The sequence below is a fragment of the Gemella cuniculi DSM 15828 genome (assembly GCF_000425665.1).
Taxonomy (GTDB): domain Bacteria; phylum Bacillota; class Bacilli; order Staphylococcales; family Gemellaceae; genus Gemella; species Gemella cuniculi.
Genome location: NZ_AUDW01000024.1, coordinates 1 through 14,126, shown reverse-complemented (window position 1 = coordinate 14,126; position 14,126 = coordinate 1). Strand labels below are relative to the sequence as shown.

The 14,126-nt window shown below is 28.0% G+C and carries 13 protein-coding genes; 6 read left to right on the top strand and 7 right to left on the bottom strand.

The features are described from left to right. Positions 1-256: 256 nt before the first annotated feature. Positions 257-1,867 (bottom strand): ABC transporter ATP-binding protein, encoded by a 1,611-nt coding sequence (locus tag H612_RS0103250; protein WP_027130154.1) that lies wholly within the window; start codon positions 1,865-1,867, stop codon positions 257-259. Then, positions 1,867-3,588 carry an ABC transporter ATP-binding protein/permease gene (locus H612_RS0103245; RefSeq protein WP_027130153.1) on the bottom strand — a complete coding sequence of 574 codons (1,722 nt, stop codon included), beginning with the start codon at positions 3,586-3,588 and terminating at the stop codon, positions 1,867-1,869. The genes H612_RS0103250 and H612_RS0103245 overlap by 1 nt, the downstream gene beginning before the upstream one ends. 436 nt (positions 3,589-4,024) lie before the next feature. On the opposite strand from H612_RS0103245, the gene H612_RS0103240 reads away from it, so the two are divergent. Both H612_RS0103240 and H612_RS0103235 read left to right on the top strand, forming a co-directional pair. After that, positions 4,025-4,432: a hypothetical protein gene (locus tag H612_RS0103240; protein WP_027130152.1), complete on the top strand. Its 408-nt coding sequence runs from the start codon at positions 4,025-4,027 to the stop codon at positions 4,430-4,432. A 130-nt stretch (positions 4,433-4,562) separates the two neighbouring features. Then, entirely contained in the window at positions 4,563-4,745 is a 183-nt protein-coding gene (locus H612_RS0103235; protein ID WP_027130151.1) for a hypothetical protein, read from the top strand. 339 nt (positions 4,746-5,084) lie between these two features. Here H612_RS0103235 and H612_RS09040 read toward each other — a convergent pair whose 3' ends face one another. Together H612_RS09040 and H612_RS0103225 are read right to left on the bottom strand one after the other, a co-directional pair. Next, positions 5,085-6,134, bottom strand: a complete 1,050-nt coding sequence (locus H612_RS09040) for a sensor histidine kinase (protein WP_051210119.1) — start codon at positions 6,132-6,134, stop codon at positions 5,085-5,087. Further along, positions 6,127-6,798 carry a response regulator transcription factor gene (locus H612_RS0103225; protein WP_027130150.1) on the bottom strand — a complete coding sequence of 224 codons (672 nt, stop codon included), beginning with the start codon at positions 6,796-6,798 and terminating at the stop codon, positions 6,127-6,129. The genes H612_RS09040 and H612_RS0103225 overlap by 8 nt, the downstream gene beginning before the upstream one ends. Before the next feature lie 500 nt (positions 6,799-7,298). Here H612_RS0103225 and H612_RS0103220 point away from each other — a divergent pair, with 500 nt between their 5' ends. The 4 genes from H612_RS0103220 (at position 7,299) to H612_RS09035 (ending at position 8,652) form a co-directional block, all read left to right on the top strand. Continuing rightward, complete coding sequence (locus H612_RS0103220; RefSeq protein WP_027130149.1) at positions 7,299-7,703, top strand: DUF1310 family protein; 405 nt, start codon at positions 7,299-7,301, stop codon at positions 7,701-7,703. Beyond that, the gene (locus H612_RS09875) at positions 7,700-7,855 is read left to right on the top strand and encodes a hypothetical protein (RefSeq protein ID WP_169515554.1); all 156 of its coding nucleotides are present in this window, start codon (positions 7,700-7,702) and stop codon (positions 7,853-7,855) included. The genes H612_RS0103220 and H612_RS09875 overlap by 4 nt, the downstream gene beginning before the upstream one ends. 123 nt (positions 7,856-7,978) lie before the next feature. Continuing rightward, the gene (locus H612_RS10230; RefSeq protein WP_245570440.1) at positions 7,979-8,095 is read left to right on the top strand and encodes a DUF1310 domain-containing protein; all 117 of its coding nucleotides are present in this window, start codon (positions 7,979-7,981) and stop codon (positions 8,093-8,095) included. Positions 8,096-8,355: 260 nt separating this feature from the next. After that, entirely contained in the window at positions 8,356-8,652 is a 297-nt protein-coding gene (locus H612_RS09035; RefSeq protein ID WP_051210117.1) for a PspC domain-containing protein, read from the top strand. A gap of 246 nt (positions 8,653-8,898) precedes the next feature. Here the strand turns inward: H612_RS09035 and H612_RS0103205 are convergent, their stop codons facing one another. The 3 genes from H612_RS0103205 to H612_RS09030 all read right to left on the bottom strand — a co-directional run. Continuing rightward, positions 8,899-12,258 carry an NEAT domain-containing protein gene (locus H612_RS0103205; protein ID WP_027130148.1) on the bottom strand — a complete coding sequence of 1,120 codons (3,360 nt, stop codon included), beginning with the start codon at positions 12,256-12,258 and terminating at the stop codon, positions 8,899-8,901. A gap of 653 nt (positions 12,259-12,911) precedes the next feature. Then, positions 12,912-13,616 carry a GntR family transcriptional regulator gene (locus H612_RS0103200; protein ID WP_027130147.1) on the bottom strand — a complete coding sequence of 235 codons (705 nt, stop codon included), beginning with the start codon at positions 13,614-13,616 and terminating at the stop codon, positions 12,912-12,914. Positions 13,617-13,824: 208 nt separating this feature from the next. Next, on the bottom strand, positions 13,825-14,126 hold a 302-nt coding region (locus tag H612_RS09030), incomplete at its 5' end, for an IS30 family transposase (RefSeq protein WP_035500262.1).

Sequence of the window (14,126 nt, the reverse complement as noted above, 5' to 3'; positions counted from 1 at the left end):
AATAAAAGTTTTGGATGGAAATATTTAGAAAATAATTTAAAAGAAGGTCAATCTAAATATTTTTATTTAATTTTTTTTCTAGTTGAAATTTGAATTTAGTTTTAAAGAAAATAACTAAAAAGGATTTTTTCTAGACTATGTTTGTTATGAAAAATTAGAAAAAGAGTTTATTCTTAGTAAGTAGAAAAATTTTTGTGGATTATCTTTAATTTTAGTAAAAAGAACAAGTTGCATATAATTAGCAACTTGTTCTTTTTTACTCTCCTAATTTTATTACCCTATCACAAATTGATAAAGTTGATTTATTATGAGAAATTATTAGTGTAATTTTATCGGCTTTACTTTCTTCTAAGGCTTTTAATACTTCGATTTCACTGAAAATATCTATATTTGCTGTTGCTTCATCTAAGATTAAAAGTTTACTTTCATTATAGAATGATCTTGCAACAGAAAGTCGTTGTTTTTGCCCAGAGCTTATATTAGAACTTCTTTCACCTACTATTTCATTTGTTTTTCTTGGTAAGGTTGAAATGAAATTTGTTAAGTTGGTATTTTTTAATGCTTCTTCTAGTTTGTTTTTATCAATGTCTTTATCAAAAAAGTTGATATTATTTTTTATTGATGTATTAAATAAATAACTATCTTGTAGGATAATTGAACTATTTTCTCTAAAGTATCTATTGTCAATGTCTCTAATATTAACACCGTCAATAGTAATTGAACCTTGCATATTTTTATCAGAAATAAATTTCATAATAAGTTTTGCTATTGTTGATTTTCCGCAACCACTTGGACCGCTTATTCCAATTATCTCTCCTTTTTTAGCATTGAAGTTAAGATTTTCGATTACTTTTTTATTAGAATAGCTGTAGGTAAGATTTTCTATTTTTAGTTCGTTAAATTCGACTTGCTGTCCTCTGTTTTCTGCTTCTTCTGGCATATTCATAAGTTCTAAAAATCTCTTACCACTTGCCATTGTTTGACTTAGCGTTGAAGCAAGATTTCCCATATAAAGGATAGGGATAAATGAAACTATAAACATCGCTACTAGAGAGATTGCAATATTTTGATTATCTAATTTTGTTGCAAGATAAATAAATGCAAGCACTCCAAAATTATAAGTGATTATGTTTAAGGTATTTAAATCTATTAAAAATTTGTTTTTTATGTAAGAACTTGTTGTAAGTTCTTCGGTTTCAGATTTTATATTTTCTTTTGCTTCGTTTATTTTATTATACTGTAGAGTTTCAAAAATTCCATATGCTTCTTCAGAAGAATTATTATTTACTTTTGTCAGTTTTCTTCGGTAGTCTTCTCCTACTTGCTGACCTTTATTTCTGAATGCAAGAGGATAAACAAGTCCGATAATAACATAAATTACTAGTGCTAAAATAGCAAGTTTGATATTGAAGAACATTAGGAAAATTGTTACTACTAAACTTTGAATAATATAGATAAGAAACGGAGTTATTGTATGTGCATAAAATACTTCTAACAATTCAATATCGGTAGTAATCATAGTCATATAATCACCCGATGTGTTTTGCGTGAAACTATCTATTGAGATTTTTTTAAATTTTTCTAAAACTTTTACTCGTAGCGTATGTAGTACTTTAAATGCAACATAGTGATTAAGAAGTTGCTCTGTATAACTAAATAATCCTTTAAAAATTGCTAAAGCAAAGATTGCAATAAATAACATTGCTGCAATTGTTGTGATTTTTGTTATAAAGAATAGAGAAAGGAAGTAGGTAAATACTACTAAAGTAAGATGACCTAAACTTCCGAACAATGTTGCACGTAGTAAAGGTTTTTTAAAATCTTTTGCGATATTTAAAAGTTGTTTTAGTTCTTTTAAAGATGTCATTACTCTACCTCCTTAGTTAAAAATTTTGATTTTAATTCTTGTTGTTCACTGAATAATTTTTTGTATAATGAAGGTTTGGTAATTAGCTCTTTATGAGTACCTTCTTCAATTATTTTTTTGTCTTTAATAACATAAATATTATCTGAGTTAGTAATAGTTTCTAAATCGTGAGAAATTGTAATTATTATTTTATTTTCTTTTATTGTGTCAAAAGCCTTAAGAACAATTTTTTTACTGTAGTCGTCTATATTAGAAACTGCTTCATCAAGAATATATATATAACTATCTTTTAGAATTGCTTTTGCAGCTAATAGTCGTTGTTTTTGTCCACCTGATAAGTTAGCAGCACCTGCTGAAAGTTTATAATCTAGACCACCGTTTTCAAGTACAAAATCTTTTAAGTTAACTTTTTCTAACGCTTGCCACATATCTTCTTCATTAATATTTTTGTTAACAGTTAAATGTTCTCGTATTGTTGCTTGAACTAAATAGCTATCATTAGTTATGAGAGTGACAACTTTTGACATTTCTGCTGTAGTTATTATATCTATATCAGTATTGTCATATTTAATACTTCCTGAATAATTAGAATGAAGTCCAAGAAGTAGTTTTATAATTGTAGACTTTCCACTTCCACTTTCTCCAACGAGTGCAGTTTTAGTACTTGGTTTGAATATCATATTAATATTTTCTAATGTCGGTTTATCATTATAAGCGAAACTTACATTAGAAAATACAATATTTTTTCCAGTTTCTAGTTTTATTTCACTATCTTTTTGTTGTTCAGGATAATCAAGTAGTTTATAAATATTGTCTAATTCAACATTTCCTTTCATAGAAATATGGAATAAACCTCCCAAAGCTCGAAGTGGTTTAAAGCACTCAAGACTTGCCACAATAACAAAAATAATGTACTTACTATCTTTTACAACAAAAATTGCAATTATTGCTAGGACAAAGATAGAGATATACGTAATAGCATCCATAACATTTATAGAATTAAGTTGATGACGAAGAAGTGCCATAGTAGATTTTCTGTACTTAGCACTGCGAGTATCAACATCACTTGCTACACTATCTTCTTTTCCATAAATTTTGGCAGTGGTAAATCCAGACAATCTGTCATAGAAAATCTCAGAAAGATTAAGGAAGTCGCTAAAGTTTTTCTTATTAGCCTTTTTAGATTTTCTAATAATAACTATAATAGAAATAGGAATTAATGGATAAAGTATTAACATTGCTATAAACAGCAAAATGTGGATTTTTCCATAAATTATAAATGAACTTAAAACTATAAGCAATGTTGCAAACATCTGTGGAACAAATTTGTTGAAATAAAATTCAATATTTACTATTGAAGTAGAATTCATAACTAAAAGTCCGCCAGTATTTACACTTTGCGTATAGTTAAGAGAAAGTTTTTCCACCTTATTATAAATCTCATGGCGAAGGGTATTTCTAACTTTTTTTGAAATTTTGTGGCTAAAATAATTATCGCCAGTAGTCGCTAAATAGTAAACTACAAAACTTATGACTGTTCTTAATGTAAAGCTAAGTATGAAATTATCATTGTAGTTTTGTTTTAATAGATAGAATAGTAAGTCTACAAAATTATAAACAAAAAACAAAGAACACCAAAAGGCAAGTAATTTACATAGTGCAACTAGATAAACTTCTTTTTTAATATTAAAGAGAGCAAGGGCTCTACTGTCAATCTTCATAGTATCTCCTTAAAAAATATATTTAGGTTAAAAGAAGTAAAAAGTTTTGTAAAAATATATTCTTTTAAAAATGTATTTTAAATAAATCCTCAGAAAAATTTTCATCAATAAATTTGTATATACAAAACCGAAAAGTAGAAAATATTTCAATTTCAAAGTTCAACTTTTCTTTTACTTCATTAAAAGGCAACCTACAACCTTTTGGTTGATATTAGTTATCAATTATATCTAATACATTATACTATATTGCAGGAGTAAAAGATATAAAAAAATATAATGTTACGAAAAAGTTCAAAAAGAAGAAAAATAATAAGTAAGACTTTACCAAAAGTTTACAAAGAGTTAACGAAGAGTTTACAAAATGATAATATAATAAAAACATAAAGAAGAGGAAAAAACACCAAAAACAAGAAATATAGAAAGAAGGAAAAAAATAATGGCAGAAATTAGAACATACATAACAACAGAAGACTTCAATATAAAAGTACTAGGAGAGGAAGTAACAAATTACTTAGACTACGATCAACAACTACAGGTACAAAAATTTGAAGAAAGTAACAGAATAGTAATTCAAGCGTTAAAAGATGACTCGGCATGGAAAAAATACTTGGGAATGGAAACATCAGTAACAGTAGAATTAAAACAAGAAGATGAAATACTAAGCGTAACAATAGGAAATTCAAAATGGGTAGACAAGGCAACAGTGGCGACAGTAGGAGCAATATTTTTTGCACCATTACTGATAACAGCAGGAGTAGGAGCGTTAAAACAAACAGCGTTACCAGAAGTAGTATTTGATTATATAGAGGGAAAACTTTTAGGAAGAACATCAGTAAGAAAGTAATAAAAGGATAATTTTATGAATCAAAAAGATGAGGAACGAAGAATATTAAATAATCAAAATATCACCCTTGCAATACTGACCTTGATTATTTTAATCTTACCATTATTATTCATTATGTAGGAGGGATTTTATGGAAAATGCAAAGAAAACATTCATATTAGCTAGTCTTGTAATGACATTAGGACTAGAGAGTTACATTTACACACAGCCAACAAATAATCAAATAGCGGGGAATCAAATAACAGAGCAGACAAGCGTTAATGTTGAAAGTATATCCCAAACTCGTAATAAACACGAAAACACAAAAAAATAATATAAACATCCAAGTAGGAAATTTATTAAATCATAATTTTATTTTAAAGAAAATCCTCCTTGGATTTTTATGACGTGAAAAATTTCAATAATAATTTGAGAACATGTTTTGGAAATTAACGAAAAGACAATATTTTATAAACCGTAAGTTATCATTTAATAGACTTAGGAAAAGAATTAATAGGAATGATGGGAGAACTTTTTGAATGGGGGAGATATGTGAATAAATAAACTTATTTTTAATAATAAAGTAGTATTAAAAATAAAAAAATTTAAGAAGGAAATTCATGAAATAAGAGAGCTTCCTTCTTTTTTTATTAGCCAACTTGGTGCTATAATATTAAATTTTTAATGTTACTGTAAATTGTGTTAAATTTTTAATAGAACTACTAACAGAAATACTACCTCCTGAGAGATCAAGAACACGCTTTGTAATAGCAAGACCAAGACCTAATCCTTCTTTCGAACCAGAAGTATCTTCTTGATAAAACTTTTCAAAAAGATAAGAAAGTTTTTCTTCGGGAATCAAAGGGCCATCATTAATAAAACTAACTTTAAAACTATTATCACTTATCCAAGATTTTATCCAGATATTACCGTTTTTTGGAGTAAATTTTATAGCATTGTTAATTAGATTATTCCAAACGTGTGTAAGTAAATCTGGATTACCATAATAAGTATAATTTTCAACTAATTTTAAGTCTATTTGAATATTTTTTTTAATCGCATTAGGATATGCTAAAATCACAGCCTGTCTAATATGTTCTGTTAAATCAAAGTCATGTTTATTGCTAATAATTTCTTGCCTTTCTAAAGAGGTTAAAGTCATAACATTGCTAGAAAGATTCGCAAGTCGTGTTGCTTCTTTTTCGATTGTTTGTGCATAAAGTTGGCGTTTTTCTTCTGATAGTTCAGGATTTTTTAAAAGTTTTGCGAATCCTTGAATAGATGTAATTGGTGTTTTAAATTCGTGAGAAAATTGATTGGTAAAATCATCTCGTAGACTTTGAACGTGCTCTAGTTCATCTACCATAAGGTTAAAATCTTCATAAACTTTTTTAAAAGGTCCAGATTTATCAAGAGAAATTCGGGTATTAAAATCACCATGAGCAACCTTGCTGATAGAATCGGTAAGGCGGGTGATGTATTTTTCAATAGAAGAACTCATCCATAAAACGCCAATTAATAATATTTGTGTGTAGGGAAGTAATACCCAAACAAGGCTAGAAAAAGTTTCCCAATCAACAACATTCATTTTTAACATTGCGAAATAAACGGCATAATAAAACAAATATACAAAAACAAAAAGCATTATAAATTTAACTAGTAGCCACCAAAGAAAATATTTATTTTGATGCCAAGAATAAAATTTTTTTAAAAATTTAATCATTAAATTCTCCTTTATAACCAAGCCCACGAACGGTTGTTATTTTAAAATCCTCAAATTCGTTACATGCTTTTCGAATACGGCTAATATGAGTTTTTACAGTATCTTCACTTGAGTATGAGTCTAGCCCCCAAATATCGTCTAATAATTGTTGTTGTGTAAATATTTGATTAGGATATGATAGAAGTTTAAAAAGAAGTTCAAACTCTTTTTTAGGTAGTTCTAATTTTTTGTTACCAGAAATTATCGTATAACTAGATTCATCAATAGTAGTTTTTCCTATTGTAATATTTTTATTAACAGCGATATTAGCACGACGCATAAGAGCGGAAATTCTTAAATCTAATTCTTCGAAGTCAACAGGTTTTGTAAGATAATCATCAGCACCTACATTAAATCCGTCTTTTTTATCAGAAATAGCAGCTTTTGCAGTTAACATGATAATAGGAATCTTACTATTAAAAGAACGGACTTCTTTTACTAATGCTACCCCATCCATAATAGGCATCATAATATCGGTAATCAGCATATCAATTTTTCCGTTTTCAATAATTTCAAGAGCCTCTAGTCCGTTGTTAGCAGTAAAGATAGTATATTTGTTTTCGAGGTTTGCTTTAATAAGTAATAAAATGCTTGAATCATCTTCAGCTATAAGAATACGCACCATAATAATCTCCTTTTTCTTTTTTTAGATAATAACATATTTATAGTAAATTTACAAAGAATGTTATGTTAAAATGGTAGGTTTGATATACTTTATAAGATTTTTAGTAACAATTAAGTTAGGGAAGAAATCTTAAAAATAGATTTTGAAAAATGTTGAAGTGATAATTTAATAAAATTCTAATCAAACTGACGTATTCTAGAATTATCTGAGATACTAAAGATAAGCGAAAGAATTTTGAAGAAATAAAAAATTACTGATCAAGTAGCTGAAAATAATGAGAAGTTTATAAATCAAATTTATAAAAATTTTGGTACAAAATATACAAGACAGTCAGAATAAAATAATATACACACAAACGCAGAAAAAAGATACGCAACAGATAGGAAAAATAAGCTATTTGAGGAAGAGATAAATGAAGATAAGAGTTGATAAAATAAAAATGATAGTATAAAATAATATAAAAGGAAATAAAAAAGTTTACTTAAAGGAGATGTGAAAAGGTGCTAAAGAAGATAATATTAGGAATACTAGGAAGTGCAATAGTAGTAGGATTGTTAATAGGAGGAAAGATATATATGGATAATAAACAAGTAGAAACAATAGTAAAAAGTGAAGAAGGGAAAGCAGCAATAGAAAAAATGTTAAAGGTGTTAGATGAAAAAGCGTTGACACCAGAAGGGAAAATAAAGAGTTATAAAATAGATGACAGCTACACTAAAAAAAATCCTATGGGTGGAGTAATAGTGAGAGTTGTAATAAATGATGATGAAGAATTAGATGTGGAAACTACATTAAATAAATATCCTTCAAGAGGTGTTTTGGAGCATGGAGTAATGATAACATCACCAAAAATGTCAAAATTAACACCACCTAAAGGTAAATTAAGTGAGGAAAAGAAAAAATGAATGAAATGACAGACAAAGTACATAAAGAAATAGCAGAGTCTGAATATAATAGTTATAATATTGGCAAAAATGCAAAAACTCAAAATAATGATTTGATAGGTTATACAGTCGATTTCAACAATAACCGAAGTGGGAACGGAGAACAAATATAAGAAAACAAGGATATGCAGAGAGAAACAAGCTAAGGTATTACCGCAAGGTAATAGCCTATTTTTTATGAGAAAAATAGGAGGAAAGTTGATAGAAATTAATCTAAGTGGTAAAATAAAAAAGCGATGAAAGATTATCTAAGGCGAGGTATAAAGAAACAGGGGATAGATTATAGGTATAGTAAAAGAAACCCAATGGGAGGAATAGATATAAGAATTGTAGTTAATATGAAGAAGAAATAATCAAAACAGTGCTAAGTAAATATCCGTCAAGTAATGGACTGGAACATGTAAGGATGATTATGGGTGGAAAATTAACAGATAAGACAAAGAAAAGCCAAAAAATCAAGGTGGAAGTTAATGAAGAATAATACCGATAAATATAATAAAGAAGCAGAATAATATGAAAATCCTAAGTAGGATAAGAGGAAAAAAACATACGTATTAACTATGTTTTAAGTCAAGAGTATATAATGATTCATACTAGATTGGAGGAGTTTATTATGGTGAATATGTTGAATAAAATGTGGGATAAATTTCTTAATTTTTTGGAAAATAAACAGATTTACAGAGTGATGAATGGAGCTATGATAGCAGGTGTGTGCAGCGGGCTTAGTGAAAGATTTGGGGTTAGTGTTAGTTTGATAAGAGTACTTTGGTTGTTGGCAAGTATATTTTCATTTGGTAGCCCAATACTAATATATATTTTATTTGCGATAGTTATGCCGAAAAAACCGGTTAAGCCTAATTATCAAAAGACTAGTTATGTAGATGGTCGAGCTTGGGAAAAAAGACAATAGAAATATTTAATAAATCAGGAGCAAGTAAGAAAAATAATCTTGGCTTCTGATTTTTAATTTATTTCAGAGGCTTTGATTTTGCATTAACTAAAATCGTTAACAAAAAAGATGTAAAAACTGAAGTGAACCCCATTTAGATTAGCCATAGTGTTCTTTTTTATTATGGTATACTAAATGGGGTTCATTTCAATAGAAAGTTATCTTTTTTTGTTATATTTTATCTTTTAAATAATATTTGTTTAATTTTTATTTTTTGCTTTTTTGTTTTTTATTTAAAAGTAAAGCTGAGAATATCCCTAATATTCCAACACCAAAACTTGTAGAAGTATTCAATCCAGTTTTCGCTAATATTTTAGTAGAAGATGATTTTTTAGAGATATTTTCATCGGATTGATTCTCATTTGTAGCTTTAGTGGATTTTTTATCTTGAGTAGTAGTTTCTGGTTTTTTAATCTCTTTTTTATGATTAGCCTGTCCAGCTTTTTCTTTTTCAAGACGTTCTTTTTCGGCTTTTTCACGATTAGCTTGCTCAGCTTTTTCTTTTTCAAGACGTTCTTTTTCGGCCTTTTCACGATTAGCCTGCTCAGCTTTTTCTTTTTCAAGACGCTCTTTTTCGGCTTTTTCGTTGTCACTAGGCACTTCAGGACGATTGATTGCAGTAGAAATTACTAATTTTGCTTCTGGTCGAGAAGTTCCCATTCCGTCGTTAGGTACACGAATATCGTAACTATTTTTAACATTTTTTTCTAATTCTACTAATAATTTTTTGTCAAAGTTTCCAATCTCACCAGTTAATGAGCTTAAATCATCGTATTTGTTTACAACGTGGTATGGAAGTTTTTCTCCATCAATTTTGTCTTTGAAAACATCTAATTCTAGTAGATGAGCATGCATTGTTCCAAAAATCATAGTTTTCAAATCGATGTCTAAATATGTTTTGTCAGGTGTGAAGATCAGTTTTCCTTTATTTTCAAAAACATTGTTAGCCATTGATGTTTCATTTGGACGATAGAATTTTTTTATTGTGAAATCTACATCTTGAGTAGGATATTTGTACTCAAGGTTGTTAAGTTCATTTTGTAAATCTTTTAAGTTTTTGGCAAGGTCTGCTGCAGTATTTAAAGAACTGTTAACTTTATTTTTTAATTCTTGAAGTTTAGCTAGTTTATTCGTTGTTAATAAATCGCTAAGTATTTTAGAATCTACTATTTTAGTCAATGCAGCTGCATTTTTTTGTAGATATGCAAGATCAGCAGTTTTGTCTGATTTTAGAGTTTTAAGATTACTATCCAAAGTTTCTAAATGCAGTAGCACAGTATTAAGTGGAATGGTTTTTCTTTTTAGAGTTTTTTCTATTTTTGTTAATTCAGTTTCCAAGTTTGATTTTGCAGTAGAAATATTGGTAGTTGAGGCAATAGCTTTTTTAACTTCTTCTACTTTTTCTTTAAGTTCGTTTATTTTTTCAGCACTTAGGGTTTTAGTATCTTTTTTCGCTATAACAAAGTATGCTTCATCGCTATTAACATTAAATTCATAGCCATCTTTTAGTTTACTTGATGGAATTAGACGTAAATTACCATTTTCATAGATATAAGTATGAGTATCGTTATCTGCTGCGAATTTAGATAATTTTAATTTAAAGATAGGATTGCTGTCAATATTCCAACCTGCTTTATCAATAGGTGTAAATTTAGAGCCATCTTTCTTTGTAATATCAAGTTTAAATGCCTTAGCATCTGCTAAACCAAGTTCGTGAACTTTATTATCCAATGTTTGATTTAATATTTTTTCAGATATATTAGAAACTTTGACATCAACATCATTATCAAGCAAGAATTTTTTGTTAGAAGAAAGCGTAGTATCATACTCTGTTCCACCAACACTAGCTTTAGAATTTACGCTGTCAAGTGATTCTTTATCAAAAGGTAGAGTATAAGTTTTCGTTTCACTACTTTCACTACCATCAGCATTAAAACTTTTTACCTTAAGTGTAAGATTTCCACCACTGGTAGGAACCTTAGAACTTTCATCATAAGGATTTATGCTTAAGCTGTAGTAAAATTCAGGTTTGTGTGGGTCAGCATTAGCGAATCTTACACTAGCTTCTTTAGAATCAAAAGTAGGTTCACTACCATCAAGTGTATATTTGATGTGACGAGTTTTTGTATTTACAAGATTAGTTCTTTCGAATGCTGCTTCGATATTAAAGAAATAGTTATCAGCTAGTTTGAACTTATCTCCATTAATTCCGTTGTACGGAGAGTAGTTAATTCCATCTTTAGAGAAATCAAGCTCTCTTTTTGCTTCGCCATCTTTTTTAATAGTTACTCCTTTTAATACTGGTTTAATAGCTACTAATTTTGGTGCATCAACGTTAGTTTTTTCTTTTACAAGGTTAGTTTTTTCATTCCAAGTTATAGTTCCATATTGTCCTTTAAGGCCTGCTGGATATTGGAAATCTCCATGAATAACAACTTGATTTTTTCCAGTAATAGGAATTTTTGCTTCAGAAATTTCATAAACTTTATTGTCATCACCTTTGGCTACGATAGTTTCCACAACTTTTGTTTCTGGTGTAAGTTTAGATGTATCTTTTTCATCATAGCTGTACTTAATATTTTGAATACCATCGTTATTCTTATCTTCTCCCACTTTACTGTAGTAAGTAAGAAGTAAGTATTCTTTGTCTCCTTCTTTAACAATTTTACCTATAGTATCGACATTTTTTCTTACTTTTGGAGTTGTGATAGTATCATCTTTAACCTTAAGTTCAACAAACTTACTACTTTGTGTTTTAGCAGCTTCATCAAGTTTAACTGTTTTTATATTTTTGAAATCATAAACAACAGTAGCTTTTTGAGTTCCGGCATTAAATAAGTCCATCACAGGAACAAAAACTTGTACATGGCTGTTAAGAGTGTTGTTATCTATTTTATTTTTATCAATATCATATTCTAAAACCTTAGGATATGCAGTTCTATTTGGATATTTTTTCTTATATGTATCGAAGTAATCGTCTTTTTCTGAAGTTGAATAACTTTCTACAATTTTAGTATCTTTAAAGTCGCTATCCTGAATGTTATTACCAGTTTTGTCTCCGTCATAATATTTTAGATCGCCTAGATAGCCTTTAAAAGTATTGCTTCCCATTTTTTGTTCTAATGGTTTAAAAGTTAATTGGACAGAATATTTTCCGTTTTTGACTATAAGTTTAGCACTTTTCTCTACTGCTCCGTTTGCCATAGAATCAGCGCCAGTGTAGAAGTTTTTCACTGAAATAGGAAGGCTATATTCACCATCTTTTAGGTTTTTAACATCCAAATTACTAGCAGTATTAACAGCATCTTTTAGGATATTATTAATACTAGCATTTGGATTAGAAAGTTCTGTAGGATTAGTTACAGAGTTTTCATTTTCTTGTTCTTCTTTTGATTCTATGCTATTTTTTGGATTCTCACTGTTAGAATTCTCATTTTTCATGGTTGTATCAGAAGTAGATGATACTTCTTCACCAGCATAAGCAACATTATGATTTAAAACAGCATAAGGGGTACCAGTTGCTATAGCACTCACAAAAATCAAAGAAAATAAATTACTTTTTTTCATTAATTTCACCTCAAATAATTTTTTTATAATTAAAGATATATAATATTAGTGTATAATGTTTTATTCTTCTTAAGTAATTTAAAATAAAAAGGGGAGAAATTTTATTTTAAAAACTAAAGTTTAATATAAAAATAATGTGATACAGATAATTAGTATCAATTAAAACGATTAAAAAAATATACACTTAACGTGTAAATTAATTTTATCATGTAACAAACTTAAATACAACTAAAATCAAAAAAATATATAGAAAGCGATTTTTATCAATATTTTGTTGTAGTGCTAACTTTTTTTGTAGGTTGATTAACAATTTTTAAATATATAGTTTTTTGAAATTAAATAACTTTAACTATTTTTGATTGATATAATAAAACATTGAAAGATAGTTAAAGGAGTATTATTTACAAAAGCAACTAAGAAAAAATCTTAATTGCCTTAAATTAAATATTCTAATGAAATAAAAATTAAGAAAAAATCATAGTCTTTTTACATAATTGTAGATTCTTAACTTCATTTATAAATCTAGATGCGATTTCTCTTGGACGCGTAATAGCACCGCCAACAACACTAAATGCTCCTGCTTTATAGGCTGCTTTGGCATGTTAGGATAATGGATTCGTCCTTTTACTCCTGAGTATCGCCAATCTACATGGCTAATCTTTAATTGTTAAGCTATAATATTTGTAGTTTATGTATATTTTGACATATTCAAAGATTTTTCCATCTGAAAAGTAAGTGTATCTATCAAATTCAAAACAAGGCTCTCCATTTTTAGCGATATATTTAGAAATTTCTTCAGGAACATCAACTATAACCTTCATAGTTTTTTTAGATTTTTCTTGGTGAATATCTATGCGATATTTTTTTCTAATCATAGTCGCCAATTCTTTAAAGCTATCAATATCGGAAATATTAATATCTGGTAGATATTTTATAGGTATATAGTTTGTTTGATGTGCCCATATTTCATTGCCAATATATTTGATGCGTATAATTTTAAGCAATTTTTGATTTTTTAATTTTAGTTTTTCACAAAGTTCTCTATTTTGAATGATTTCAACTCCGATAACTTCAGAGTGTTCAGATACAGATTCTTTAAAATGTTTATGGAAATTATTATTTTCGGTGACGTAAACTTTTTTGTTAACTAATGTTTTGTTAACAAAACTCCCTTTACCTTGAACCCTAAAAATATACCCAGCAATTTCTAATTCGTTTAAAACTCTAACAGCAGTTGTACTGCTAACATTATATATTTCCTTTATTTCTTTTTCTGTATAGAGTTGTTCGCCTTCTTTAAAAATTCCAGTTTGAATCTTTAAGATAATATCACCAATAATTTTTTCATATTTTTTCAAAATGCTTCCTCCATTCTAAAATAGTGTATAAATAATTTATTAAAATTTAATGTGTTAACTTAAATTTATATTATCATTTAAAGGTTAATTTGTAAAGTTAAATCTAAAACAAAAAATATATTTTTTAACAATTTTTGATATTTTTCTTTTATATACATTAATTTATAATATTTTTATTTATGGTGAATTGCAAATAAAAGTGCAACACCTAACTCAATAAATTAATCTCGTGTAATAATGCTTCGAATGGTGTTGAAAAATTTAGACATTTTCTTGGTCTATTATTCAATTGGACTAAATTTTCAATTAGTTCAGTCAAATTAATATTACTCAAATTAGTCTTTTTAGGGTCCCTAAAAAGACCATTACTATTCTCATTAGAACCTCGTTGCCAAGAAGAATATGGATCTGCAAAGTAAAAATCTATTCCCATCTTTTCTACATCTTTATAGCAAGAAAATTCTTTTCCTCTATCAGAGGTAAAGGACTTTAAAGCTTTATTAGGAAGTA

Bases quoted from the DNA above. Each gene is read 5' to 3' on its own strand.
- H612_RS0103250 (WP_027130154.1), bottom strand. From the start codon at position 1,867: ATGACATCTTTAAAAGAACTAAAACAACTTTTAAATATCGCAAAAGAT.
- H612_RS0103245 (WP_027130153.1), bottom strand. From the start codon at position 3,588: ATGAAGATTGACAGTAGAGCCCTTGCTCTCTTTAATATTAAAAAAGAA.
- H612_RS0103240 (WP_027130152.1), top strand. From the start codon at position 4,025: ATGGCAGAAATTAGAACATACATAACAACAGAAGACTTCAATATAAAA.
- H612_RS0103235 (WP_027130151.1), top strand. From the start codon at position 4,563: ATGGAAAATGCAAAGAAAACATTCATATTAGCTAGTCTTGTAATGACA.
- H612_RS09040 (WP_051210119.1), bottom strand. From the start codon at position 6,134: ATGATTAAATTTTTAAAAAAATTTTATTCTTGGCATCAAAATAAATAT.
- H612_RS0103225 (WP_027130150.1), bottom strand. From the start codon at position 6,798: ATGGTGCGTATTCTTATAGCTGAAGATGATTCAAGCATTTTATTACTT.
- H612_RS09875 (WP_169515554.1), top strand. From the start codon at position 7,700: ATGAATGAAATGACAGACAAAGTACATAAAGAAATAGCAGAGTCTGAA.
- H612_RS10230 (WP_245570440.1), top strand. From the start codon at position 7,979: ATGAAAGATTATCTAAGGCGAGGTATAAAGAAACAGGGGATAGATTAT.
- H612_RS09035 (WP_051210117.1), top strand. From the start codon at position 8,356: ATGGTGAATATGTTGAATAAAATGTGGGATAAATTTCTTAATTTTTTG.
- H612_RS0103205 (WP_027130148.1), bottom strand. From the start codon at position 12,258: ATGAAAAAAAGTAATTTATTTTCTTTGATTTTTGTGAGTGCTATAGCA.